The organism is Paracoccus sp. (in: a-proteobacteria) (assembly GCF_047973135.1).
GTDB lineage: Bacteria > Pseudomonadota > Alphaproteobacteria > Rhodobacterales > Rhodobacteraceae > Paracoccus.
The window spans coordinates 15,966-41,426 of sequence record NZ_JBKEBL010000274.1 but is presented as its reverse complement, the minus strand read 5'-3'; the positions used below and the strand labels follow the sequence as shown (position 1 = coordinate 41,426).

Sequence of the window (25,461 nt, the reverse complement as noted above, 5' to 3'; positions counted from 1 at the left end):
GCAAGATTCCAGTCGCGGCCCGCGAAATTCGGGTCGGCATAGCCGTGGATGCGGCGCATCGTGTCGAACACATCGACCATCTCATCCGAGCCAAGCGCCTCGGGGTCGGCCTCGATCACCGCGCGACGATAGAAATCGGGGCCCTTGGACAGCACGATGGCTTCCCACATGGTTGCCTCTTGCCAGTCCTGCCCGCCCACGGCGATGGGAATGACGCCCGCGGCCTTCAGCGTATCGGCGGCGGCAAAGAACTCGTCCCATGTCGTCGGGGGCGTCAGGCCGTTATCGGCAAAGAGTTTCGCATTCATCCAGACCCAATGCGGGCGGTGCATGTTGACGGGCGCTGCGACCCAGTGGCCATCGTTGACTCCAAAATCCTGAACGGCCTTCGGCACCACATCTGACCAGCCATCGGCCTGCGCCACCTCGTCAAGATTGCCCAGCAGGCCCTGCCCCGACCAGTCGCGCACCGCCATTCCCAGCATCTGCGCGGCGGTGGGCGGGTTGCCTGCGACCACGCGGGCGCGCAGCGCTGTCATCGCGGCCTCGCCTCCGCCGCCTGCCACGGCCATGTCGCGCCATGTAATCCCCTCTTCGGCCAGCTTGTCCTTCAGCACCCCGACAGCAGCACCTTCACCGCCCGATGTCCACCAGTGCATCACCTCGACCTGTTGTGCCCCTGCCGCGCCCGTCATGCACAGGGCCAGCCCCGCCGATACCACGAAATTCCTCATTCTTATCCTCCCTGAAATCCGGTTCACTATTTTGTATCGTATCCATACAAACTATGCGGCTATACTGCTGTCAAGGAAATTTCCAGACGCAGATCGCCGTGGCCACACCAAGAACAATCCGCCAGATCAACCGCCATCGCGCCATCCGCCTGCTGATGCGCGAGGGGCGGGCCAGCAGGGCTGGCGTTGCCCGCGATCTTGAGATGATGCGATCATCTGCGGGCAGTCTGGTCGAGGAATTGCTGTCCGAGGGCGCGCTGCGGCCGATTGACGCCGAAGGGGGCGGGCAGGGGCGTCCGGCGCAGTATTTCGAACTGAATCCGGCCTATGCGCGCTTTGTCGGGATCGAGGTCGGAATCCGCCGCATCCATCTGGTTGCCCGTGATTTCCGGGGGCGGCTATGCCATTCGCAGGCGCTGTCCATGCAGGGGATCGGCGGTAGCCCCGCCGGGGTCTGCGCCGCCGTGGCCGGGCTGGTCCGCCAGACTGCCGATGTGCTGGACTGGCCGCAGGATGGCCGCCTGTCGCTTGGCCTGACCTTTCCGGGCACCGTCAGCCATGACGGTACCATCATGCGCGCGCCGCTTTTGGGTTGGCGCGACGTGTCGATGATGCCGGAACTGCATGCGGCCTTTCCTGACCTGCAAGAAATTTTCTGCGACAATGACGCCAATGCCTTCGCCATCGCCGAGCTTGAGGAAGGCGCGATCCAGAACCTGTCCGACGCAGCGGCGCTGTGGCTGGATGTCGGGATCGGCGGGGCTTTCGTGAACGAGGGCCGGCTGGTACGCGGTCATCACGGCCTTGCCGGAGAGTTCGGGCACATCCTGTCCATCGACCGCATGCTTGAGGGCAAGTCGCCTTTGCGGATCGAGGCCCTGATCGGCCGTGAGGCAATTTTTGCGGAGCTGTCGCGGATTTCGGGCGACCGGCTGACCTTGCCCGATGTCGTCGCCCGCCTGTCGGATGATGCGAACCCGGATCCCGCGCTGCGCTGCGTCATTGACCAGTGGCAGATGCGCTGCGCCGCTGTGATCGCTTCGCTTGTCTCGGCGCTGGATCCGGGGGTGATCCTGTTGGGGGGACCATTGGCGCAGTTGTTTCTGGGTGATGTCACGCGGCTGGCGCGCATGGCCGGGGATCTGATGCTGCCCGGCACGCCCCCGCCCCGGATCGTGCTGGCGAGGACAGGTGCCTCGGCCGCAGCGACCGGGGTGGCGATCATGCTGCGCGACCGGCGTCTGGACGCAGAACTGGCCGTGCGGCTGGATTAGGCCCGTCAGCAGGGCTGTGACAGGCGCATCGAGGCGACCAGTTCGTGAAAGCGGTCGCCCTGGATGATGACATGGGCGTTCATCACGGCTGCGGCCTCTTCGGCATCGCCGGAATGGATCAGTGCCACGATGCGCTGATGTTCCTGCAAGGAACGCATCATCCGCCCGCGCAGGTGAAGCTGGCGGCGGCGATAGGGTTGCAGCATGGCCTGTAACCGCAGCGCCTCGCTTTCCAGAAAGCGGTTGCCGGATGCGGTATAGATCGCCTGATGAAAGGCGGTGTTCTGGTAATAATAGGCGTCGCTGTCGCCGGTTTCCGCCGCCTCTTTGCAGGCCCGTCCGGCGGTCTGGATGCGCCGAAGCTGGTCGCTGGTCGCGCGTCTCGCGGCCAGCCGGGCGCACATCGCCTCAAGCTCGGCCATGACCTCGAAACGTTCGGTCAGATCGACGATTCCCAGTTCCGTCACGAAAGTGCCGCGCTTTGGTTCGACCCGGACAAGCCCCGACAACTCCAGCGATTGCAGCGCCTCGCGGATCGGGGTGCGCGAACATCGAAACTCGGCGCTCAGCGCCTCAAGATCCAGCTTCTGGCCCGGCGAGAATCGCCCGTCCACGATGGCGTTTTCCAGCGTCTGCCGAATCTGCTGGGTTGTAAGCTTGCCCTGCAATGTTGTGGTCATGCCGTGTCAAACCCTTGTCACAAAGATATTATTTACTTTGCCGTGCGTAATGTCCATAAACATCTTTGTTATATACAACACAATAAAATGTGCGTATAACAAACTCAGGAGGGCGCGTCATGGCAAGACCTAAACTGACATTCTTGAATGATCTGGTGCATGCGATCACGGGAACCGAAAGGCGTGACCGGGCAGCCGACGAAACCGCGACGCGCAAGGCGCTGTCGCGACCGCCGGCGGAACGGCTTGCCGCTGCCTGCGACGTGCTGATGGGGCGGATCGGTGATGCGGCGCGCGTGGCCGTGGCCGAACAGGCGCTGAATGCCTATGCGCAACTGGACAAGGCGCAGCGCCGCGAATTCTTTGTGCTGCTGCGCGACCGGTTCACGCCCGATCCCGACAGTATCCGCGCGGCCTTTGCAGCCTATGATGCCGATCCGACGGCAATGTCCCTTGTACCGCTGTTCGACGCGGTCGAGCCGCCGCGCCAGACGCTGCTGCGTCGGCTGAACACCGCGCCGGGGGCCACGCTGCGACTGGTCCATATGCGCGCCGACCTGCTGCAAGCGATGCGCGACGATCCCCAGCTTTTCCCGGTGGATGCCGATTTCGAGCATCTGTTCAGCTCGTGGTTCAACCGTGGTTTCCTGCGGATTCAGCGTATGGACTGGTCTACCCCGGCCGCCGTGCTGGAAAAGGTCATGGCCTATGAAACCGTTCACCCGATGAAAGGGTGGGAGGATCTGCGCCGCCGTCTGGATCCCGCCGACCGCCGCTTTTTCGCCTTTTTCCACCCCGCGACGGGAAATGAGCCGCTGATCTTTGTCGAGGTGGCGCTGATGAAGGAAACTCCGGCGGAAATCGCCCCGATCCTGAACGCGCCGCTGCGTGATGCGGCGCAGGATGCCGATACGGCGGTGTTCTATTCGATCAACAACACCCTTGCCGGATTGAAGGGTGTGTCCTTCGGAAATTTCCTGATCAAGCAGGTGGTGGCGGAACTGGCTGCCGAACTGCCTTCGCTGAAAACCTTCGTCACGCTGTCACCCGCCCCCGGTTTCGCCGCGTGGCTGGCTGGCGGCGAAGACCCGCGTGCCGCCGGTCTGATCGCGGAACTGTCGCCCGGAACATGGCGCACTGATCCGGCCGAGGCCGCGCGTCTGAAGCCGCAGGTCGAGGCGCTGGCGGCGACCTATTTCACCGCCGCCAAGAACAGGCATGGCGCGCCGCGCGATCCGGTCGGGCGGTTTCATCTGGGCAATGGTGCCGCCGCCTGGCGCGTCAACTGGCCAGGCGATCTGTCCGAAGGCGCGGCTGGTCGCGCCTATGGGCTGATGATCAACTATCTGTACGAACCCGCCGCCATCGAAAGTCAGCACGAGGCTTTCGTCCGCGACGGAACCATCGCAACGGGCAAGCCTCTGGCTGCTGTCCTAGCGCGCTGATCAGGCGTCCCGAAAGGCGAATGCCGCTTTTCGGGACGCAAAAATCCCGCATAATCAGACAAATCCACGCATAGGGGGAGGAGACCATGCAAACCATTCACGAAAGCTTTACCGCCTCGGCTGCGGCGCATCCCGAAAAGGCGCTGTTCGAGCGTCCGGACCAGCCTGCCATCAGCTATGGCGAGGCGCTGGATCTGGTGCATCGTTTCGCCTCGGTGCTCGGCGATATCGGCATCCGGCCCGGCGACCGTGTTGCCGTGCAGACCGATAAAAGCCCCGAGGCGATCTGCCTCTATCTGGCCACGCTGCAAGTGGGCGGGGTCTATCTGCCGCTGAACACCGCCTATACCGGGGCCGAGATCGACTATTTCCTGGGCGACGCCTCGCCGCGCCTGTTCGCCTGCACCCCCGCCACACTGGACGCCCACAAGCCGCGCGAAAGCGACAGTCTGCGGGTCGAAAGCCTTGGCGCAACGGGCGATGGCAGCCTGATGGATTTGGCCCGTGCCGCAGCACCCCGAACCGGACGGGTCACGCGCAAGGATGACGATCACGCCGCGATCCTGTACACATCGGGAACGACGGGGCGGTCCAAGGGCGCGGTGCTGACCCATGGCAATCTGGCCTCGAACACCGCAGCCCTGCTGGAAAGCTGGCACTATACGGGCGATGACCGGCTGATCCATGCCCTGCCGATCTTTCACACGCATGGCCTGTTCGTGGCCGCCAACATGTCGATGGTGGCCGGTGCCACGATGATCTGGCTGACGAAATTCGACGCCGAACAGGCCATCGACCTGATGGCAAACGCAACTGTGCTGATGGGCGTACCGACCTTTTACACACGGCTGCTGAAATCGGACCGGCTGAACCGCGACACCACCGCCAACATGCGGTTGTTCGTATCCGGTTCCGCCCCGCTTTTGGCCGAGGATCACCGCGCCTTCGAGGAACGGACGGGCCACGCGATCCTTGAACGCTATGGCATGACCGAAACCTGCATGATCACGACGAACCCCTATGACGGTGCGCGCAAGCCCGGCGCGGTGGGCATGCCGCTGCCCGGAATCGCGATCCGCGTGACCGACCGCGAAAGCGGCCAGCCCCTGACCGGTGGCGAGATCGGCGCGATCGAGGTGCGCGGGCCGAATGTCTTTGTGGGCTATTGGCAGATGCCGGAAAAGACCGCATCGGAATTTCGCGCCGACGGCTTTTTCATCACCGGCGATCTGGGGCAGATTGGCGATGACGGCTATCTGCGGATCGTCGGGCGCGACAAGGATCTGGTGATTTCGGGGGGCTATAATGTCTACCCCAAGGAAATCGAATCGCTGATCGACGATCTTCCCGGCGTCGTGGAAAGCGCGGTCATCGGCCTGCACCATCCCGACCTTGGCGAAGGCGTCACGGCGGTCGTGGTGCCGCAGCCCGGTGCCTCGCTGGACGAGGGCGCGGTGGTCGCGGCCATTGGCGACAGGCTGGCCCGCTACAAGCAGCCCAAAAAGGTGCTGTTCGTGCCGGAACTGCCGCGCAATGTCATGGGCAAGGTCCAGAAGGCCGAGCTGCGCAAGACCTATGCCGATCTTTACAAGTAACTAAGCTGCGGGCGGCGCACCGGCACGGAAAGGCGCGGCCGCCGCCCATCCAAGGAGGAGTGGATCAATGATCATCTATGGAACCGCCGTTCTGGCGGCTTGCCTGATCGTGGGCAAGATCATCGGCGATGCGCTTGGCGCATTGCTGGGGGTGGCATCGAATGTGGGCGGTGTGGGCTTTGCCATGCTGCTGCTGATCGTCGTCACCGACCGCATGCGCCGCGCCGGACATTTTCCCAGCCACAGCGCCGAGGGCGTGTTGTACTGGAGCGCGATGTACATCCCCATCGTCGTCGCCATGGCGTCCACGCAGAACGTAGTGGCCGCTGTGGGCGCGGGGCCCGTGGCGCTGCTGGCCGGCGTGGGCGCGACCGCCGTTTGCTGGGCGCTGGTGCCCGTGCTGTCGCGGATCGGCGGGGCCGATGACCCGCTGCCGCCGATCAGCGAAGCGCAGGAGGTCTGAGCGATGGAGATGATTTCCGACGTTCTGATCAAGAACGGCCTGTTGTACGCCTTTGTGCTGGTCGGAGCGGTGATGTGGGTCAGCTATTTCGTCTCGCATCACCTGACAGCCGGGCGGTTGCACGGTTCCGCCGTGGCGATCATCGCGGGTCTGGTGCTGGCCTATATCGGCGGGGCCTTTACCGGAGGGACCAAGGGCCTGTCCGATGTTCCGCTGTTCGCCGGGCTTGCGATCATGGGCGGGTCGATGCTGCGCGACTTTGCCATCGTCTCGACCGCCTATGGCGTCGATCTGGCCGAGATTCGCCGCTCGGGCATCGTCGGGGTGCTGTCGCTGTTTCTGGGAATCCTGCTGTCCTTTGTCGTGGGCGCGATCATCGCACTGATGTTCGGCTATAACGATGCCGTCAGCATGACCACCCTTGGCGCGGGCGCGGCGACCTATATCGTCGGTCCCGTCACCGGCACCGCCCTGGGTGCATCCAGCGAGATCGTGGCGCTGTCGGTGGCGGCCGGGTTGGTGAAATCGGTGCTGGTCATGATCGGCACGCCCTTCATCGCGCCCTTCATCGGCCTGAACAACCCAAAGGCCGCGATGGCCTATGGCGGGCTGATGGGCACGACCAGCGGCGTCGCGGGCGGCCTTGCGGCCACCGACAAGCGGCTTGTGCCCTATGGCGCGATGACCGCGACATTCTACACGGGGCTGGGCTGCCTTCTGGGACCGTCAGTGATGTATTTCCTCATCCTCGCCATCATGGGGAACTGAAGGCAAAAGGCCGGGCCGCGACTGTGCCCCGGCCAATTCCCGCCGACAAAATCTGCCAGGCGGGGCACGGCGGGCGGGCCTGACGCAGAAGTGAACTGATTCTGCCGCGGCAATGCCGATCAGGGCCGGAAACATCCTGAGGTTGAAATTAATATTTTTTCTTGATTTTAACAAGAAATAAAAAAATGTTTAGTCTGAAAGATAAGTCATATTATTAATATTATGATGATTGGTTCAGTTCAAAATACAAATTTGTATCGTGAAGCACCTCTTTTTCATCCCGAACTGTATAGACCTACATTGGCTTTGCAGATAACCTGCTGAGCCGGAGGTATTCGTTTAAGGGGTTCTTGATTATTTTGTGTTGGTACCTTTGATGTCCTGGCGCGCCGGGGCTGTGACTGACTGTGCGAACCTCTTTGACCCCGCTTCCGAAAGTCGTGTGGAATTAGTCAGCGAGGATCACGATCATGACATTTTTTTATAAGCGATTTGAATGGACTGCCTTTACCGAGGCCGATCTTTTGGCCAACGGGCGAAACGGCCACGATTTCAACAGCGGCGACAAATTCGTTGTTGGTTCGTCCACGGTAAAGATGTCCACCTATGATAACGAGAAATACCTGTCCGGTGATGACTGGATCAATGACTGCGCTTCAGACCTGTCAGGTCAGAAAGCCTATATCGACAATTGCCGTATTGGCAGCCAGATGTATGCCGAACAGTATCACGTCCTGAAGGACGCCTCTGGCCATAAATACGTCATGATAGAGATCAGGATCGAGGGTCATGACTCGCCCGGTGCGGGCAATGGCTATTTTACTTTCTACGGTGACTGCCCCCCAGCAGGCACTGAACTGACCGTGGTTGAAACCTGCAACGTCAAGGGCTCGTGGATCGACTATACCTGCTTTGGTGCGGGCAAACCCGGTGGCGGCAACAATCCGCCGGTCTTTACCAACATCCCCTCGGACGGGGTGTTCTGCGTTGATGAGAACACCAAGCTGGTCATCGATCTGGACGCGAAAGACCCCGATAACGACAATCTCAGCTTTTCGATCACCGGCGGCCCTGATGGCGCGCTGTTCGACATTGATGCAAGCACCGGTGTTCTCAGCTTCAAGCAGGCCCCCGATTACGAAAAGCCGGCCGACTATAATCTGGACAATATCTACAAGGTGAATGTGGCGGTCAGCGACGGCAAGGGCGGCGTCACCCAGAAAGAGCTGAAAGTCGAAGTCTGCGACGTGGACGAGTCGACGCAGAAATGCGTGGTCATCGAAGCCGAGCACATGCAGCTTCGCAACTATTGCGTCGAGGGGCGTCACAATGCCTCGGGCGGCAAGGACATCATGCTGGTCAAGGATGGCGGATATGCGCATACGACCTGGAACGGCGCGTCCGGCACCTATGACATGAAGATGACCTATATGGACGAAAACGACGGTCAGGGTTCGATCAGCGTTTACGTCAACGGCTCGTTGATCAAGAAAGTCGTTCTGGATCAGAATACTGACGGCAACGGCAACTCCAAGTCCACCTGGTCCGAGATCGAACTGAAGGGTATCACCGTCAACAAGGGCGATGTGATCAAGCTGGTCGGCGATGCCGATCGCTACGAAGCCGCGCGGATCGACAAGATCGAATTGTGCCCGATCGACCCCAAGCCTCAGGTTGGCGCGCTGCAAGGCCGGCTGTTCGTCGATGAGGACGCGAATGGCGTGGACGATGACGAACCCGGCGTCGGCGGCGTGACCGTCACCCTGCTCAGCGCGGCAGGCACGACCCTGGCGACCACGACCACCGCCGCGAATGGCAGCTATGCCTTCACCAACCTGCAACCGGGCGATTACAAGGTGGTCTTTCCGACCTCGGTTGGCGGTCGGACCCTGACCCAGCAGGATGTGGGCAGCGATGACAGCATCGACAGCGACGCCAATGTCTCGACCGGGCAGACCGGGAATTACACCGTGCAGCCGGGTCAGACCGTGACCGATGTGGATGCCGGGCTTGTCGCGCCCCCGCCCCCGGCCGAGGATGCCGCCATCGAGGGCCGCGTTTTCGCCGATGACAACGGCAACAATGTCGATGACAGCGAGGCCGGGATCGGCGGTGTGACCGTTGCGCTGCTGGACGCGGGCGGCAATGTCGTCGCCACGACAACCACTGCTGCGAATGGCGGCTACAGCTTTGGCGGCCTGCCTGCGGGCGATTATCAGGTCCGCTTCCCGACCGATATCAACGGGCGCGGGCTGGTGGATGCCAATGTCGGCGGCGATGATACCATCGACAGCGATGCCAATGTCTCGACCGGGCTGACCGGCACGATCACGCTGGCGACCAGTCAGGTCTCTCGCGACAATGACGCGGGGATAAAGCCTCCGGCGGATCCCAAGGATGCCAGCATCGGCGATCTGGTGTTCCTGGATGCCAACAAGAACGGCCTGCAGGATGCCGGAGAGGCCGGTGTCGCCGGAGTGGACGTCACGCTTTACGATGCGGGCGGCAATGCGGTGGCCACCACCTCGACCGGGACGGATGGCAAGTATCTGTTCAGCGGTCTGGCTGCGGGCAGCTATAGCGTCGGCTTTGCCGAGGCGGCCGGCTACAGCTTTACCACCGCGAATGCCGGCGGCAATGATGCCCTGGACAGCGATGCCGACCAGACGACCGGGCGGACGGGTACCATCACCCTGGCCGTCAGCGAGGCCAATATGACGGTCGATGCCGGTCTGGTCGCTGATAATCGCGGTCCTGACGCGATGGATGACAGCGGCAAGACCTGCGCCGACACGCCAAAGACGATCAACGTTCTGGCCAATGACACCGATCCGGATGGCGACAGTCTGACCATCACCGCCGTCGCCGGGCAGGCGATCAGCGAAGGTCAGTCCGTCACGGCGGCGGATGGCGTCAAGATCACCCTCACCGGCGGTCAGCTTGTCTTTGATGCCACCGGAACCAGCTATGACGATGCGCTGATCGGCACGCATAACAGCGCGACCTACAGCTATTCGATCAGCGACGGGAATGGCGGCACCGATACGGCCAATGTCGCCATGACCTTCTGCGGTACGGTGAATACGTTGCAGACGATCGAGGCCAGCCTGCCATCCGGCGGCACCATGGTCGTGACGCTGGACAACGCCTTTGGGGGTGATTTCTACAACGTCACCCTGTCGGGCAGCGGCGATGATCGTCTGGATGGCAAAAGCTTTGATGCGGCCTATTGCCTTGCCGCCTCTGAGGGCTTTACGATCGGTCAGGCAGTCCCCTATGACCTGTATCTTGCCGCCGAGGGCTCGGTTCCCGCAGGAGTGGTTGCGCGGCCGCAGAATCTGGACGTGATCAACTGGATCATGAACCAGAATTTCGAGGCGCAGGACAATGGCGACGGCACCGGTGTCAACTATACCGAGGCCGAAATCCAGGGCGCGATCTGGGGCCTGACCGACGATCTGATCTTTGTTGGCGGTGGTCTGGGCACGTACGAGAATGCCGAGGAAATCCGCGATCTGGCGCTGGCAAACGGCGAGGGTTTCACGCCGGGCGAGGATGACATCGTCGGACTTGTGCTGAACCCGACCGCCGAGGCGCAGGCGAATGGCAACACACAGCCCTTCATCATCGGCATCCCCTTCAGCGAGCTGGAGCAGGACTGCATCTGCGTTTAACTGCAAGCTTTGCCCCGCCCGGCAGGGCGGGGCGGTATAGCTGACGGAATTTGGTTTTGATCACAAAATCCGCGCTACATCAGCGTCAAATCAACAGGTTGTAGCCAGATGTCAGATCACTTTCAGTGCGTCTGGCCATAAATGACCTTCCGGCCGGTTGTCATCACGAGACAGCCGGCTGTTCTCGTCCGGGGCAGCCTGTGGCTGGTTGTCGTAGCGGCTGGACTTCGCATTCCGCGCGGGCAGCTTGCGTGGCAACCCGGACGGAAACAAGGCCCACCGACAGCAACAGGGTCCGCCGCAGGCTTTTGCAGGGGGTCCGGGGGGCGCACAGCCCCCCCGGCCATCGCGGGACGCAACTTTCCGGGCGGCAGCTTTGCCACAGGCGTTAAAGCCAGACGACCTTTATCTGATCCTGTTGTCAGGCATTAACTTCCTGATTTTACGCCGATGCTGCGTAAGTTGGATGATCAAATCCGTTTCCGTCAGTCACACCTTTCAGCCAGATTCGGGGCGGCCTGTCATGCGATGAACACCGCTGCGGCCGAAACGCATCCTGTCGCGCCGCCGATCAGCGCGCCTTGTGTCAGCGATTGCGCGACATCCTCGGCTGTGGTCCCACGGGACAGCGCGCTGTGGATTTCGGTGTCCGAAAGGATGGCGCTGATGCTTGCCGAGCACAGCAAAAAGCGATCCTGCGAGATCGCTTCGGCGCAGATCTGTTCCGGCGACAATTGTTTGGATGTGCCAAGGCTGCGGGTCAGGACCGCAGGTAGGCGACGGTCGATATGGTCGCGGGTGAGCAGATTCAGCGTACCATCGCGCAGCAGATAGGCGCGGGCATTTCCGGCCCAGAGGATCGCGAAAAGCTGCGCTTGCAACAGCAGCGTGACGAAAGCTATCGGATAGACAGCGCCGATCGCACTGCCCCGCGCGATGACGAGGCTGTTCGCCGTGCCAAGCCGGCCTTTCGCCCCGGCGATGAGATCGCTCATCGACAGGGGTTCGTCCAGCGAGGACAGCGTGTCGGCAACCTGCTGGACCGCCCCGCGCAAATTGCGTGCCGATCCAAAGCCGTTCAGCAGGGTGATCGCCTGCTGATCCTGATTGACGACGATCTGATCGGGGGGAACAAGCTGCTGCGCCGATCTGCGGATTGCACAGCCGACATGGGCCTTCAGCGGGACACGCGTGGGATGCAGGTGCGTGTGATGATCGGGCGGGGTGTCGTCATGTGCCGTGGGCTGCGGCCGGGTTTCTTCGTCGGCTGCGGTCTCTGATCCGGTTGCGGCTTCGCCGGGAGGAGGGGTCAGGAAAAGCCGGTCGAAAAACTCGGGCTGTGGCATGTGGTCAAGGCTGACATGGCGGCCGCCATAGTGGCCGGTCCACCACAGCGATCCGGTCTCGGCCTGTTCCCCGGCATTGGGCAGCATCGAGGCGGGAATCTGCATCGCCGTAATCTGCGAATCGAACCAGTTCAGCGAAAAATCCGCGTCCAGCGTGGACAGGGCCATTTCCTCGGCCGCGTCATACCATGTGGTCATCCCGGCCAGTTCCGCCGCCCCCAGCCGGGTGTCGGGTATCGAAGCGGCGATGACCAGCGGGAAATAGCGGCCCGCGCGGTCCACACTGGGCATCATCACACCGATGATCGCGTCGGGGCCGAACAGCCCCGGCGAAATCGCCATGCGCCAGACCGGCGCGACCAGGAATGCCTGCAACCAGTCGCGGCCCATGCGGGTCTGGCTTTCGCGGACGCATTGCCTCAGCCAGCCATCGAAGCGGTCGGCAAGGGCGGGGCGAAAACCTCGGGTAACGAAATCGCCCTGAGTGGGCACCTTGCCGAAATAGCCGGTCTCGATCGGCGCGGCCGAGGCTTCGGGTAATGTCATAGCGCCTCCGGACATGCAAAGCCGTGCAATGCGTCAAGGTTGAACGGATTATTGACCGAGCCGCTGGTGACACGCAACGTCGCGGCGCGATCTCCGGTGCGAAAAAACACGTCAAATTCGTTCTCGGAGACCGGGCTGACCTGTCCGTGATCCATCAACCGGAAAGGGGCCCAGGGGCCGGTGGCCTTGATGGCCTCGCTGCGCGATCCGGGCAACAGCGTCAGCAGCACGACCTCGCGTTCCTCGGTCGGCCAGACAAAGCTGCGTTCGCGCGTGTTGTCCTGCCCGTGATAAGAGCTTTTGCCGCCCACCTCGATCAGCGCCACCTCGGCATTTTCCATCGACAGCAGGTCAAAGGAATAATCCACCTTGGGCCCGCTGCCGTCAGGCGGAAAAAACGCGGTGCGGATCGTCGCGGCACGCTGGAACTGGCGCAGACCGTCGCTGGTCTGGCCGGTGGTTCCCAACCCGCCGGTCCAGCGCCAGGGATCGACGGAAACGTCCACCAGGCCGGTCAGGTTTTCGTCGAAAAAGCTCTTGAACACGCCGTTCGGGCCGAAAATGCGGGTGAAATCGGCGATGGTCACGTCCTGCGCAGTATCCGGGGCAAAGGGATAGCGGCCCTCGATGGCGCGGCGGCATTCGGCATAGCCTTCGGCCTTCCACAGGTCGTTCAGCGATTTCTGCGCACCCGCGACCGCAGCTTCGCCGATGCGGCCGGCAATGCCCACCACCCATTGATCGACGGGGCGGGGCAGGCGCTGGCCCTGCGCCAGCAGATCCTGCGTCGCCGTGGTCAGCGCGCCATCGGCGGCAAAGATCTCGGCGGTGCGGGCATCGCTGGCTGCGGCGCGGCTGATCTGTTGATAGATATTCTCGAACAACGGCTCAAGCGGCGTCAGCATGGTGGTCTTTTCCTCGCCTTCGGGCTGAAGGCCCCGGCGCAGCGCGGCATAGGGATCGGGCGCGGCCAGCGGATCGAAGGCCAGATTGCCCGCCGCCAGCGCGGCCTCGCTGGCGACTTCGGTTGCGGCGGCGGCCAGTTCAGTACTGCCGGGCGGCGCGGTCAGCCAGGTCTCGCGCGCGATCCCCTGGGCCAGACGCTCTAGCGGGCGGCTTTCAGAGGCGACCACTGCCACCAGATCCGAGGCGGCGCGCAGATCGCCGATGTCGCGGATCACCAGATCGGACAGCAGGTCGTTCCAGTGCCGACTGAATTCGGACCAGTACAGGTTGACGGCATCGGCGGCGATATCGCTGGCGTTCTGTGACGTCCCCTCGGCATCGCGCGCGCCGCGCACCCATCCTTCCGAGGCGGCGATTTCGGACAATGCGCTGATCTGCGTCAGCACGACCTGCTGATAGCCGCGGCGGCTGAAGATACCGGCGATCCCGTCGGACAGTTCGGCACCCGAGGCGCGGGCAAAGACCCGTGACCCGGCGGGACCAAGTGCTTCGGCGGGGGTCCACATCGTCAACTCGCGCGCCGCGCGGCGGGTCAGCAGCATGTCATAGGTGCGTTGCGCCGGGCTGAGGCCCTTGATCTTCTCGCGCGTGCTGGCGACCAGCGCATCGTCAATGGCCATCACCGGCAACTGGCCCTTTGCCAGCATCGCCTCCATATGCTCCTGAAGGCGCTGACGGGTCGCATCGCGGCCCGAGCCGGGGTACAGCACGGCAAAGATCTCTTCGGACTGGGCCAGCAGCGCATCCGGGTCGATGGGCCCCATCCCGGCCAGCGACAGATAGTGTTTCAGCGTCTCGAAAGCATCGCCCGGATCAAGATCGGGCTGTTTCAGCCGGTTCTGCAAGGCGACCATATAGCGCGGCAGCAGATAGGCCCCCAGGGCGCGGCTGTACTGATCCTCGAAGGGGATGACAATGTCATCCTCGCGGTCCAGCCCCAGGGCCGCCCTGTGCAGAGGCACGCCAAGCGGGGCGTTGCCGTCCTGCACCTCGAAGGCGGCAGGCACATTGGTCAGCGCGTCCAGCGCCGGAAGGATGCGCAGGAAATCGGTGTCGGATACGTCGCGCACCGGAATGGCCATGGCAAGATCGTCATAGCGGGCAAGCTGGGTTTCCACCTGATTGATCGCACCGCGATTGACCAGATAGGCCGATAGCCACGATCCGGACAGAAACGCTGTCGCCACGGCCAGAGTGGCATAGATTGCGCCGGTGACGATCCTGCGGCGGCGGCTGATCCGGCGGTCATCGACGACCAGCCCCGCCTCGTTCAGGATCACGTCGCCGAACAGCCGGTCCACGAAATAGCTGCGGTTCATCGATCGCGCGCCGCCAAGTTCGTGCCGGAATTCCGCCTCTTGTGTGGCCGAGGCGAAATAGACCCCGCGCAGCAGGGGTTTCTCGATCGTGCCCGTCCCCGAGGACAGTTCCTCGATGACCTCCAGCAGGGAATCGTGCAGCGCCGCGATCTGGGCCGGAAAGCGAAAGACGCGGCCGCGGCGGTTCAGGTCACTTTCCTGTTGCAACCGATCCAGCAGCTGTTCGTTCAGCCTTTCGGCCAGACGGTGATATTCACGGCTGAACACCGCAGGAACCTCGGCGCCGCTGCGGGTTTCCTCGTAGGGCAGGGTCAGGCCCCAGACCTGACCGCGCGCCTCGGCACCAAGCCGTTCAAAGAACTGTTCGAACCCTGCAACCCGGTCCACCTTGGTCAGCACGATATAGACCGGGACGCGGGCCTCAAGCGTCGTGGCCATTTCCGCAAGCCGCTGACGGATGGCGCGAACCTCGCGCAGCCGGTCCTCGGGGGACTGGCCCAGAATGTCGGTCAGCGCCATGGTCAGGATCACGCCGTTGATCGGCTGCGCCCGCCGCCTCTGGCGCAGCATCTTCAAAAAGCCGGCAAAGCCCGCCTTGTCGCGTTCATGGCCGCTGTCCTGCGTCGTATAGCGCCCGGCGGTGTCGATCAGGATCGCCCGGTCGGTGAACCACCAATTGCAGTTGCGCGTGCCCCCCACGCCCTGAACCGGCTCTCCGCCCAAGGCATCGCCAAGCGGGAATTTCAGCCCGGAATTGGTGAGCAGTGTGGTTTTCCCCGCGCCGGGGGCACCCATCATCAGATACCACGGAAACTCATAGACATAGCCGTAACGTCTCCGCACGACCTTGCGCATCATCGCCATGGCCTCGCGCAGGCGCTTGCGCAATTCGTCGATCTCGGCCTTGGTTTCGGCCTGTGCCCGCGCCTCGGGGCTGTCCGCGATCTCGTCGATCATTCTGGCATCGGCGCGGCGTGCGCGCAGCCAGGAAATCAGCGCCCAGATGCCCCACAGCAGGAACAGCGCGCCGATGGCGATCAGACGGTTGCGGGGAGGGGCCAGCGGCGCGAAATCTCCGATGACCAGCCTTGGCCCAAAGATCCAGATCAGCGCCGCGATGGCGCCCACCCAGACCAGCATGGCAAAGCGGGCTCCGACGACACTGATATAGCTGTCCAGAGTCGAGCGGAACGAAGTCCACATTCCGACAAGATTGATCATTGCCCGATCTCCGTTGCATCGTCGAAGCTGGGCGCGTCGCCCTGTTCAAGCAGTTCAGGCGATACCAGCGCCCCGGCGGCCGCCACCAGAATTTCGGTTCGCCGGTTCGCCTCGCGTCCTTCGGGCGTGGCGTTATCGGCGATGGGCCGCGTTTCCGCCTCGCCGCGAATGGCGATCCGGTCGGTGGCGACATAGCTGGCCAGAATGTCCCGCACCGCCGAGGCGCGTGCGGTGGACAGGTGGAAATTCGACGGATAGGCGTCGGTGCGGATCGGAATATTGTCCGTATGCCCCAGAACCGTGACGTCGAAATCCTCGGCTGCCAGCGCCCGGCCGATGCGGCGGAAAGTTTCCAGAAACTGCGGCTGAATCTGGGCCGAAGCGGGTGCGAAAGCCCCGGCATTGGCGATGCGCACCAGAACGGAATCGCCGTCGCGATAAAGCCGCACCAGCCCTTCCTCGACCTCGGGCTGAAGAAAGGCGATCAGCGTGTCGATCTGTGCCTCGGGCGGGGTCGCCTGAACCGGCGGCGCGACGGGCCGCGTTGCGGGCGGTTTCTCGGGCGGGGCCGGCGGCTCGGGTTCGCGGATGAACAGCGACGGTGTCTCTCCGGGCGGCAGACCCGCCATTTCGGCGATGGCATTGTCCGACACGCGGTTCAGCGATTGCGTCAGCACCGCGAACAGCGCGCAAAGCAGCAGCACGGCCAAGCCGCTGATCAGCCAGAACAGCCTGCCCCGGCGCATTGGGCGGTGTTGCAGGTTCTCGCCCTTCCAGGCGGGCGACAAATCCTGTTCCGGCGCACCATATTGCGCGCGCAGCAGGCGATAAAGATTGTCGCGGATCTGCGCCAGTTCCAGCGCGCCGCGTGCCGATACACGGGTCCGGCCCTCGAACCCCATCGACAGGCACAGATAGATCAGCAGCAGCAGATCGCGGTTCCGCCCCGGCTGCGACTGAAAATGCGTCAGCAATTCAAATACCTTGTCGCCGCCGGTGACATCGTGGTGAAAGGTCGAGACCAGCCCGCGCTGCGACCAGCCCTGACCCCAGGGCATATTGCGGATCACATCGTCCAGCGTTGCACAGATCACATAATGCGCCGCGCGCGCCTGCTCGGGCAGAATCCCCGCCGAGCCAAGCTTGCGTTCGTAATCGCGGATCGCGGCGATGGTATCGCGGCGCAATGCTTCGAGGTCGGGGGGGGTCTTGCGGTGGCGCAACGAATGCGCAAGGTTCAGCAGGCCCGCAGCATCGCTGACCATGACCGGAAAGTCGCGACCCTCAAGGCGAAAGCCGCGCATGATCGCTTCGGCGGAAAAACGGTCCTCGACCGGTGGAGGAGGGGGCGTGACCAGCGGTTCGGGGAATGCGGGTTCGGGCTTGCCCCGCCCCGGCGTGGGCAAGATGATCCGTGGCCCGTCATCCATGAAATCACCAGCACCGCTCATGAGCGGATTCCCCACATTTCAATCTCAAGCCCAGGAAAATCCGTGGAAAGATGAACGGCGATGGTGCCCGACTGGGTGATATCGCGCCAGATTTCGCCGCTGTTGTCCAGTTCGAAATAGACGGTGCCGGATCGGAACGGCAATTGTCGCGGCGCAACCGGCATCGGGCGGATGCCAAGGCCGGGCAGGGCGACATTGACCAGTTCCGCGATACGTTCAACCGAGCCGATCTTGATCTGGTTCGGCAACTGCCGGCGCAACTGTTCGTTCGGAATTTCGGCCCGCACGGCCAGCACCAGCCCCGCACCTGCCCGCAGCTCGGCATCGGCCAGCATCCCGACGCGCACGCCGTGGCGTCGTTCTTCCAGCGGGATGGCGATGGCCGACTGATCCAGCACAGCGGAAAGCGAGCGGCGCAATTCGTCCATCAGGGGCGCAAAGCAGGCGGCGGGTTCCATATGGTTATAGTCGGGCAGTTCGACCGGCAACCGGTCGCCCGCCGTAAAGGTGGCAAATTCCCCGGCCAGCGCGGCAAGGTCGCGCCAGGCGCATTCGGGGTGCATCTGCCCGGCCTGAGCGGCCAGATGCGACAGGATCGGGGTCGCGCGGTTCAGCAATTGCAGCATGAAATAATCGCCGATCTCGGCCGTTCCGCGAACCGAAGGATCGCCCGCGCGCCGGGCGATGGCGGCGGCGCGATGGCGGACGAGGCCAAGGATTTCGGTGACAAAACCGATCAGGCGCGGCGATTGCGCAAGGTTCAGCGCGGGGGCGATCATGTCCTCGTCAAGCTGGACGGAAAGATCTGCCCGCACCTCGACCACCCGCGCGACGGGCAATGCCTCAAAGCCCGCCATTTCCTCGCCCTGCAGCTTCAGTACCGGTGCCAGCCGCCCCACGGCGATCGGGGCGGTCAGCGCGCTGTCGGCATTGGCATCCGCCGCCTCGTATTCCGACGGGGCCATCCGTGCGGTCACACTTCCCTCGCCGCCGGACCCGGCAAATTCGGCACGATCCGCGCGGCGCATCGGCAGACACAGATAGACCAGCTTGTCGCTGACCCCTTCCTTCAATTGCAGCGGCGCGGGCAGATCGGCCTGATCGGGCGCGCTGACCGGGGTGCCGTCGGGAAGGATGGCAGTGAATGTGGTCAGGGCCAGACGCCCGATCCCCAATGCGCTTTTGTCGATGGCAAGCTGGCCAAAACCCCAGGGGAACGGCGATAACTGCCGCGTCAGGTCGCGGATCAGGCGGTCGGCCCAACGGTCGGCCTGCTGGAAATGCTGCACGCGCAGGAACATTCCTTCTGTCCAGACTACTCGGTTTTCGGTTTTCATTTTTGGTCCTCGGTCTGGTCTTTCCTGCGCAGCAAGATATTGATTTCCTTGGTCAGCGCAGCCGGTGACAGGGGTGCGGCCCCGTCTGCGGGCGCAAAGCGCGCCTGATATTCCGCCCAGCTTCCGATGGCCGGGGCAAGCTTTGCCGCCATGCCACGCCGAGCCGTTCCGGCGGTCGAGATCGCGGCAGGGTCAAGCTGTTTGCGCGCATCTGCCAGAACCTTGCGGCTGGCATCGCTCAGCGCCCGCTGCATCGAAAGAATCGTGCCGATGCGTTGCTGCATCGCCTCAAGCAGCAGACCATTGCGGTCCGACAGCACCGCCGCCGGATGCAGCGCATAGCGGGCGGATTCGCCCGGATCCGGGGCCGTGACGCCAAGTTCGGCAAACTGGCCCAGCAACTGATCCTCGATCCGCGCCAGCGCCTGCAATGCCTGCACCAGCCCGGTCCCGGCATTGGCCAGAACGACTGCCGGAGGCATATCGTCCGCTTCCAGCGCCGTAATCCCCGCCGCCTGCAACAGCGGAACCGTGTCGCCTGCGGGTGCCTTCGCCGGGGCACGCGGCGCTGCCTGGGCAGGTTCTGTCGGGTTGATATTTGTTCGCCCAAGGGGAGCCGCGCTTTGGGTACTGCGATTGGTCAGCTCGACGACCTCGTCCCAATCGTCGGGCAGAAAGACCGTCTTGCTGACGGGCAGGGGGGGCGCAGGTTCCTCAAATGCCTTGGGTTCCTGCCAGAAACGTGCCGCAGCGGGACGAGGTTGCTGGGGCGCGTCCAGCACGCTGTGCAATTCACGCCCCGGCAGCGGACCCAGAGCGGTTTCGCCGCCCGGCGTGACATCGGACAGGATCGAGCTGATCGAGGGCATGGTATCCTCGAAGGACATCGCGCCAAGGCCGCGTTCGACCACCACCTGAACCTGTCGTCCGGCGATGATGATGATCCCGCTGTCGGGCATCGGGTTACTGCGGCCTTCAGCGGCGGGCTTGCCGTCAACCGAAACCTCGCCATCCGCCTCGACGACGATGCCCCCGCTTTCGTTGCGGCGCAGGGTCGCCGTGCCCTCGCGGTCATCGACGCCGCGCAAAAGCCATGTGACCCCCTGCCGGGTTCCAATGGAAAACGGCGTCAGCAATTCGGTCGCGCGCTCGGCGCCCGCCTGCCGTCCGTCGCGCAGTTCAAGCCGCACCTGCATTCGCGCCTCCGTCAAGATTATCCGGGCGGATCACCGCCGCGCCGCTGTCATTGGCAGCGGGGGCGATCCTTACCCAACTGTTCCATCCCAGCCGGGGCGGCAGGGCATCGCCCATTCTGGCCTCGGGGATGTCGCGCCGGTCCAGAACGATCTGGACGTCGAAATCAATGCCGGGCGGCACATAGTGGCGCACCAGCCGCAACAGCCGGTCCATGCGCGGCTGTTCCTTTTCAAGGGACAGGAAATCAAGATAACGTACCGGCCCGACAACAAGCCGGCACTGACCGGCCCGGTCAGGGCTTTTGCTGCCCGCCGTCGCATTGCCACCCAGTTGCATCCGCCTGTCAAAGCGCGAGCGTTCATTCACGGGAATGTCGCGCCAGACCAGCCGGAATTGTTCCAGCCGCACCGGCAGGCCCAGTTCCGCCTGCGCCATGGCGCGCAGCCCCTCGCCGCTGCGGGTGCGCTGTGCAAGAAGCCCGCTAAAGCGCAGCACCTCGTCATCGGGCAGGGGCGTTTCAGCCTCGCGGCCGGAAAAGCCCAGAAGCGCACGCAATGCCGTCAGGATCGCGTTGTCGGCAGGCCGCGACCAGCACAGCAATGCGGCCAGATCATATTTTTCGGACGCCGCCACGAACAGCCATGTCAGCCTGTCGGTGAACAGGTCAAAGAACCCCGCGAAACCGCCTGCCCTGCGCCTGCGATCCTGCGCCGCGACCTCGGCATATCCCGGCGGCAGGGGGGATAACGGGCCCAGATAGCTGAACAGATGGCTGTCCACGCTGACCGCCTTGTCATCCGCCGTAACCCGGTCCACGGCCAGCGGTTGCAGCCGCGTTTCGGGCCGGGCGCGGACCAGCAAGGGAACCCCGCGCGCCTTCGCCTCGGCCTCGGCCACGCGCAGCGCGGTCACGGTATCGAAATCGGCAGGGTTTGCGGTCAGGCGACCGAACAGCGTGGGTGCGGGGCGGCGGCGGGTCATATCAGCGCCTCCTCGCCGGCGCGGGGGGCGAAGGCGGCCAGATTGTCGGTGCGGCCCGACATTTTCAGCGTCAGCCGGGTAAAGCTGTTCAGGCTGGTGTAGCAGCCGAAAAAGCGGTCCAGAACCGAACCGAAGAACACCGCCGTCGCAGGGTCGATCCGGTCGCTGTCAAAGGTCAGCAGAATATCCGTTCCCGGCACCATCACCTGCCCGATCCGGGTAAATCCGGGCCGTCCCTGAACCGAGGCGATGGCGTCGATCAGATGCGCGGTCTCGCGGCTGTCTCCGGGATCATAGAGGCGCAGGATGTTTCGCAGAACCGGCGTGCCGCCCTTGGTCAGCGACTGATGGTTCAGCGACAGATGCGACATCAGTTCCCATGCGCGGTCGGCGGGCGGGGTCGAGCGGCGGGGCGCGGTCGGAGGGATCAGGCAGGCAATGCCGGCCACGTAATCGACCGTGCCGCGCATGTGCAGCCGGGGCTGACCACCGCCAAAGGGCAGCTTGCGCGGCAATGCCGCATTGGTCGCCAGAACCTGCACGCTGGCGGTATGATCTCCGGGTGAATGGGCCTGGTTGCGGGTGTCCACGAAACACAGCGAGGTCGCGCCGGGGGTCTGTCCGTCCTCGTCCGAATGGCGGCGGACCTGCCAGAACACGCCTTCGGCCCCGCGTTCGGTCATGCGATGGAAATAGGGGCGCGCAGGACGGATCTGGCCGTCGCCCGATGCCAGCGTGACATGGCGCACGGAATGCACCGCCCGCGTGTTCGGGCGCCGGGCATCGGCCTGCAACGGATAGGCACTGCGTGTCCCGTCCAGCGTGATCGGTTCGGCCTGGCAGGGAAAGAGGTTGATCGCGGGGCTGGCGAAAAGCGTGAAGGCGGCATCGGTGATCTGCCTCTCCAGCTCGCCCGCAGGGCGGTCGAAATACAGATAGATGTCCTGCCGCCCGGCAGCGGTCAGAGATCCGGTCTCAATGTCGAAGAACAGAAATTTCTCGGGCAGGGCGAAATATTCGGTCAGCGCGCGATAGCCCCGGAAACTGCTGTCGGGATAGGGCAGCAGCCCCTCGTCCTCGTGATGGCCCGAGGGGTGCAGCGCGCCCGCCGGCAGGTGCCGCGCATCCGGGTCGGAACTGTGGGCGGCAAGCACGCCGCCGACGCAATGCTGATGCAGCAGCCGGAACAGTGCCATCGCCTGCGGCTGTGCCCCCGACAGATACAGCCGCAGCCGCGTCAACCCCAGATCGGTCAGCTTGGCCTTGCCCGTCGGCACAAGCGTCAGCCGCAGCGCACCCGCAGCGTTCAGATCGGGCCGCGGCGGTGCCTGCAAGGGGCGGTTCATCACCTGTGCGCTTTCGATGCGGAGCGGTGCAAGGGCCACATCCTGGGTGATCGCAAAGCGCACCTGGTCGCCCTCGATCGTTTCCGACAACATCTCGGTGCCGCGAAGGATGGTTCGTACCGCGTCCATCTGCGGATCGGGCCGGAAGGCCACTACCGTCATCGACGGCAGAGGCGCAAGATAGTGGGGATACAGCGTCTCGATCAGCCCGTCGGTCAGTTCCGGCAGGCTGTCATCCAGCTTTTGCCGGATCCGCGCGGCGGAATAGGCAAAGCTCTGCACCAGACGTTCGACATGCGGATCGTCGGACAGGTCGCGCGACAGACGCAGCCGGCCCGCGATCTTGGGGAACGCTTCGGCAAAGCGCTGCGCCCGGCCGCGCAACGCGCCCAGTTCCTCGTTATAGAATTCCAGAAAGCGGTTAACCATGCCTGCCCTCGGAAACCGAGAACCGCCCGCCCACCGGATCGACGCGGCTTTCAAAGATCACCGGGGCCAGCCCCGAGCGGGGCCGGAATTCGGCCACGATCCGCAGATGCAGGACGCGGTTTTCCGGCGTGCTGTCATGCTGCAATGACACCGAGACCTGTTCCAGCCGCGGCTCGAACAGGGCGATACGGCGTTGCAGATCCGCGGCGAAGGCATTGCGCTGACCGGTCGTGACCAGATCCGACGAAAAGAAATCCCCGACCCCCAGCGATAACAGGCTGTCGTCAAGCTGATCCAGCCCCGCAGGCGTCTTGTCAAAACGGCAGCGCGTGTTCAGCAGCATCTCAAGATCGCGGCGCAGCGCCTCGCGCAGGGCCGAAGGCTGCGTTGACAAGGCCGCCGGCGGATCGCGATCCATGTCGGGATCAAAATCGATCAACCGGTCCAGCAGGGTCGAGACAGGCAATTCGTTTCGCGGTCGTTCAGCCATGATCCGTTCCGAAAGCGATGGAATCGGCGGACAGAAAGCCCTGCATGTCGTCACCGGCCAGCCAGCTTCGTTGTCCGAGGCCGATCATGATGCCGCAGGTTTCGACGAAATCCGTTTCACGGCCCAGCCGTTGCAGCGGCGTTTGCGGGTCGGGATAAAGGCCGGGCAGAACCAGATCGGCCTCGGCCCCGTCCTCCAGCAGCACATGGGCCGAACGCAGCACCAGATCCAGCGGCTGCGCCACGGGGCGGAAATCGATCCGCGCGATCTTGGACATGTCGATCCACATGTAATTGCCGCCCGCCGTCACAGCCTCGATCGCATGGGGCATCCGGTCGTCCAGTTCGCGCAGATCGTCCACCGCCGCGCCGTTCCAGGTGCCCGGACGGGTTCCCCTTGCGGCCTCGACCGTTTCAAGCGCCTGTTCCGTGGCAGGCCTGTTGCCCTCGCGCAGCGCCAGATTCAGCGCGACAGCCGCCTGATCGGCCGCAGTCGCACCCCCCGGAAAGGTCGGCACGGCCCCGTCCCGCCACCATGCATCGCGGGCATGAAGGCCACGCAGGTGCTGACGGAACAGCCCCAGCCCGACCGCATCCTGAGGCGAGAATTGCGCGGCCATCTTGGCATGGGTTTCGGCCCGCTTCAGATCGCCCTGCAACACAGACAGGCCCGCCAGAACCATCCGCGCCGACAGATCCTGCGGTTTGGTCTTGACCGTGGCGGCGGCGGCGGCGGCGGCATCGTCCAGCGCGTCGGCATTCAGCAGGTCGGTGATGGCGGCGGTCATGCGGTATTCCTTTCGGCGTCTGCCGCGCCATTGCGGCGCAGCGAGGTTTCGGCGATCAACTGAAAGCTGGTCGTGATGTCATCAAGCTGGAAATGCGGTTGCAGATGAATGGTGCAGCGATAGGCACCGGGCCTGCCTGCGATTTCCGAAATATGCGCATCGGCGTTTCGCAGCGGATATTGCGCCTTCAGTTCCTGCGAGGCGTCGTCATTGCCCAGACAATAACGCCGCAGCCAGTCCTTCAGCCGCAATTCGATCACCGAAGGATCGTTGATCGAGCCAATCTCGTCGCGCATGATGACCTTGAGGTAATGCGCAAAACGCGAGGTGCACAGCACATATTGCAGCATCGCCCCCAGCCGGGCGTTCTGCGTGGCGACCGCGCCCTGAAAGACCGGCGGCAGATGCAGCGAAGGGTTGGCGTTAAACACCGGGTCGCTGTCGTGATAAAGCGAGGACATCGGAATGACGCCAAGGCCGATCATGGCGTCCTCTTGCGTGGGCGTCGGCCGGAACTGGTTGGCGGGCTGTGCGGACAGGCCATGCCGGTCGGTTCCGAAATCCATCGCCGCAAAGCCGGGGACACGTCCGCCTCCGATTTCGTCCTGACGCGCGCCGCGGATCGCCGCGAACCAGCCGCTGCCCTGAAAAGCCTCGACCACGGTTGCCGCAAAGGCGAAGGCGCCGCCGATGATCAATGGCCGGTCGGCGCTTTCGTGAAAGACAAAGCCATCCACGCGCCCCGCCTGACACGAAGTCAGGGGCCTGCGGATCATCAGCCCCGGCGCGACAAGGCCCAGAAAACGCGCGTCGTCGGCCTTGCGCAGGCCGGTCCAGCGGATCAGTTCGGGCCGGTCCTGCCGCCCCGCTGCCATATCGCTGGCCGCGCTGACATCGGCAAAGCTGCCAAAGCCGAACATCTGTGGCGCGGCATCCATCACGACGGGGCAGAACGCCGCCGCCGCGACCGAGGCCAGCCGCCACAGAACCTCGACCGGCTCTCGCCCGCCGGTCACGACATTCGGCGCGATCTGGTAATCGGCAACCAGCAGCCCGAAGGGCAGACCGCCGGGCATGCCAAATTCTTCGTCATAGACCATGCGGAACAGGTGACTCTGGTCGAAATCGGCCGCGCGTTCCAGATTCCGGGCCAGCGTTCCCCATTCCGCATCCAGCACCCGAACAAGCACACCCTGACCGATGCCGGCCTGATCGACCAGCATTTGCAGGGCGCGCCAGCGTGCCTCCATTCCCCTGAAAGCAGGGTCGTGAAGGATGACGTTCAACTGGCACGTCAACAGGTCGTCGATGGCGGCGATCAGCCGGTCGATAGATGCAGCGAAGGCCCTGAAGGCCACAGAGCGGGGATCGTCCGGCTGACCCGCCTCGACAAACAATGCCGAGGCGGACAT

18 protein-coding genes are annotated in these 25,461 nt (G+C 63.8%); 6 read left to right on the top strand and 12 right to left on the bottom strand.

Annotated elements, in window-relative coordinates:
- A partial coding sequence (locus ACK5L9_RS20270; RefSeq protein ID WP_416913264.1) for an ABC transporter substrate-binding protein occupies positions 1-734 on the bottom strand: 734 nt, incomplete at its 3' end.
- Between the two features lie 98 nt (positions 735-832).
- Here ACK5L9_RS20270 and ACK5L9_RS20265 point away from each other — a divergent pair.
- Entirely contained in the window at positions 833-2,008 is a 1,176-nt protein-coding gene (locus ACK5L9_RS20265; RefSeq protein ID WP_416913263.1) for an ROK family protein, read from the top strand.
- Positions 2,009-2,013: 5 nt separating this feature from the next.
- Here ACK5L9_RS20265 and ACK5L9_RS20260 read toward each other — a convergent pair whose 3' ends face one another.
- Positions 2,014-2,688 (bottom strand): GntR family transcriptional regulator, encoded by a 675-nt coding sequence (locus ACK5L9_RS20260; protein WP_416913262.1) that lies wholly within the window; start codon positions 2,686-2,688, stop codon positions 2,014-2,016.
- 119 nt (positions 2,689-2,807) lie between these two features.
- Here ACK5L9_RS20260 and ACK5L9_RS20255 point away from each other — a divergent pair, with 119 nt between their 5' ends.
- The 5 genes from ACK5L9_RS20255 (at position 2,808) to ACK5L9_RS20235 (ending at position 10,633) form a co-directional block, all read left to right on the top strand.
- Entirely contained in the window at positions 2,808-4,133 is a 1,326-nt protein-coding gene (locus tag ACK5L9_RS20255) for a malonyl-CoA decarboxylase domain-containing protein (protein ID WP_416913261.1), read from the top strand.
- 86 nt (positions 4,134-4,219) lie between these two features.
- Positions 4,220-5,728 carry a malonate--CoA ligase gene (locus ACK5L9_RS20250; protein WP_416913260.1) on the top strand — a complete coding sequence of 503 codons (1,509 nt, stop codon included), beginning with the start codon at positions 4,220-4,222 and terminating at the stop codon, positions 5,726-5,728.
- 67 nt (positions 5,729-5,795) lie between these two features.
- On the top strand, positions 5,796-6,191 hold the full coding sequence (madL, locus tag ACK5L9_RS20245; protein ID WP_416913259.1) for a malonate transporter subunit MadL: 396 nt from the start codon (positions 5,796-5,798) through the stop codon (positions 6,189-6,191).
- Between the two features lie 3 nt (positions 6,192-6,194).
- Positions 6,195-6,959, top strand: a complete 765-nt coding sequence (gene madM / locus ACK5L9_RS20240) for a malonate transporter subunit MadM (protein WP_416913258.1) — start codon at positions 6,195-6,197, stop codon at positions 6,957-6,959.
- Positions 6,960-7,429: 470 nt separating this feature from the next.
- On the top strand, positions 7,430-10,633 hold the full coding sequence (locus ACK5L9_RS20235; protein ID WP_416913257.1) for an SdrD B-like domain-containing protein: 3,204 nt from the start codon (positions 7,430-7,432) through the stop codon (positions 10,631-10,633).
- Positions 10,634-11,154: 521 nt separating this feature from the next.
- Here ACK5L9_RS20235 and tagF read toward each other — a convergent pair.
- The 10 genes from tagF to tssC are packed head-to-tail and all read right to left on the bottom strand — an operon-like array spanning position 11,155 to position 25,461.
- A complete protein-coding gene (tagF, locus tag ACK5L9_RS20230) occupies positions 11,155-12,525 on the bottom strand; it encodes a type VI secretion system-associated protein TagF (protein ID WP_416913256.1) in 1,371 nt (456 codons plus the stop codon).
- Entirely contained in the window at positions 12,522-16,031 is a 3,510-nt protein-coding gene (tssM, locus tag ACK5L9_RS20225; protein WP_416913255.1) for a type VI secretion system membrane subunit TssM, read from the bottom strand. The genes tagF and tssM overlap by 4 nt, the downstream gene beginning before the upstream one ends.
- Positions 16,028-17,482: a type VI secretion system protein TssL, long form gene (tssL, locus tag ACK5L9_RS20220; RefSeq protein ID WP_416913254.1), complete on the bottom strand. Its 1,455-nt coding sequence runs from the start codon at positions 17,480-17,482 to the stop codon at positions 16,028-16,030. The genes tssM and tssL overlap by 4 nt, the downstream gene beginning before the upstream one ends.
- On the bottom strand, positions 17,479-18,819 hold the full coding sequence (gene tssK, locus ACK5L9_RS20215; protein ID WP_416913253.1) for a type VI secretion system baseplate subunit TssK: 1,341 nt from the start codon (positions 18,817-18,819) through the stop codon (positions 17,479-17,481). Before tssK ends, tssL begins: the two co-directional genes overlap by 4 nt.
- A complete protein-coding gene (locus ACK5L9_RS20210; RefSeq protein WP_416913252.1) occupies positions 18,816-20,015 on the bottom strand; it encodes a hypothetical protein in 1,200 nt (399 codons plus the stop codon). Before ACK5L9_RS20210 ends, tssK begins: the two co-directional genes overlap by 4 nt.
- Complete coding sequence (tssG, locus tag ACK5L9_RS20205) at positions 19,999-20,997, bottom strand: type VI secretion system baseplate subunit TssG (protein WP_416913251.1); 999 nt, start codon at positions 20,995-20,997, stop codon at positions 19,999-20,001. Before tssG ends, ACK5L9_RS20210 begins: the two co-directional genes overlap by 17 nt.
- Positions 20,994-22,772 carry a type VI secretion system baseplate subunit TssF gene (gene tssF, locus ACK5L9_RS20200; RefSeq protein WP_416913250.1) on the bottom strand — a complete coding sequence of 593 codons (1,779 nt, stop codon included), beginning with the start codon at positions 22,770-22,772 and terminating at the stop codon, positions 20,994-20,996. The genes tssG and tssF overlap by 4 nt, the downstream gene beginning before the upstream one ends.
- The gene (gene tssE / locus ACK5L9_RS20195) at positions 22,765-23,262 is read right to left on the bottom strand and encodes a type VI secretion system baseplate subunit TssE (protein WP_416913249.1); all 498 of its coding nucleotides are present in this window, start codon (positions 23,260-23,262) and stop codon (positions 22,765-22,767) included. Before tssE ends, tssF begins: the two co-directional genes overlap by 8 nt.
- A complete protein-coding gene (locus tag ACK5L9_RS20190) occupies positions 23,255-24,049 on the bottom strand; it encodes a type VI secretion system accessory protein TagJ (RefSeq protein ID WP_416913248.1) in 795 nt (264 codons plus the stop codon). Before ACK5L9_RS20190 ends, tssE begins: the two co-directional genes overlap by 8 nt.
- Positions 24,046-25,461, bottom strand: a complete 1,416-nt coding sequence (gene tssC / locus ACK5L9_RS20185) for a type VI secretion system contractile sheath large subunit (protein ID WP_416913247.1) — start codon at positions 25,459-25,461, stop codon at positions 24,046-24,048. Before tssC ends, ACK5L9_RS20190 begins: the two co-directional genes overlap by 4 nt.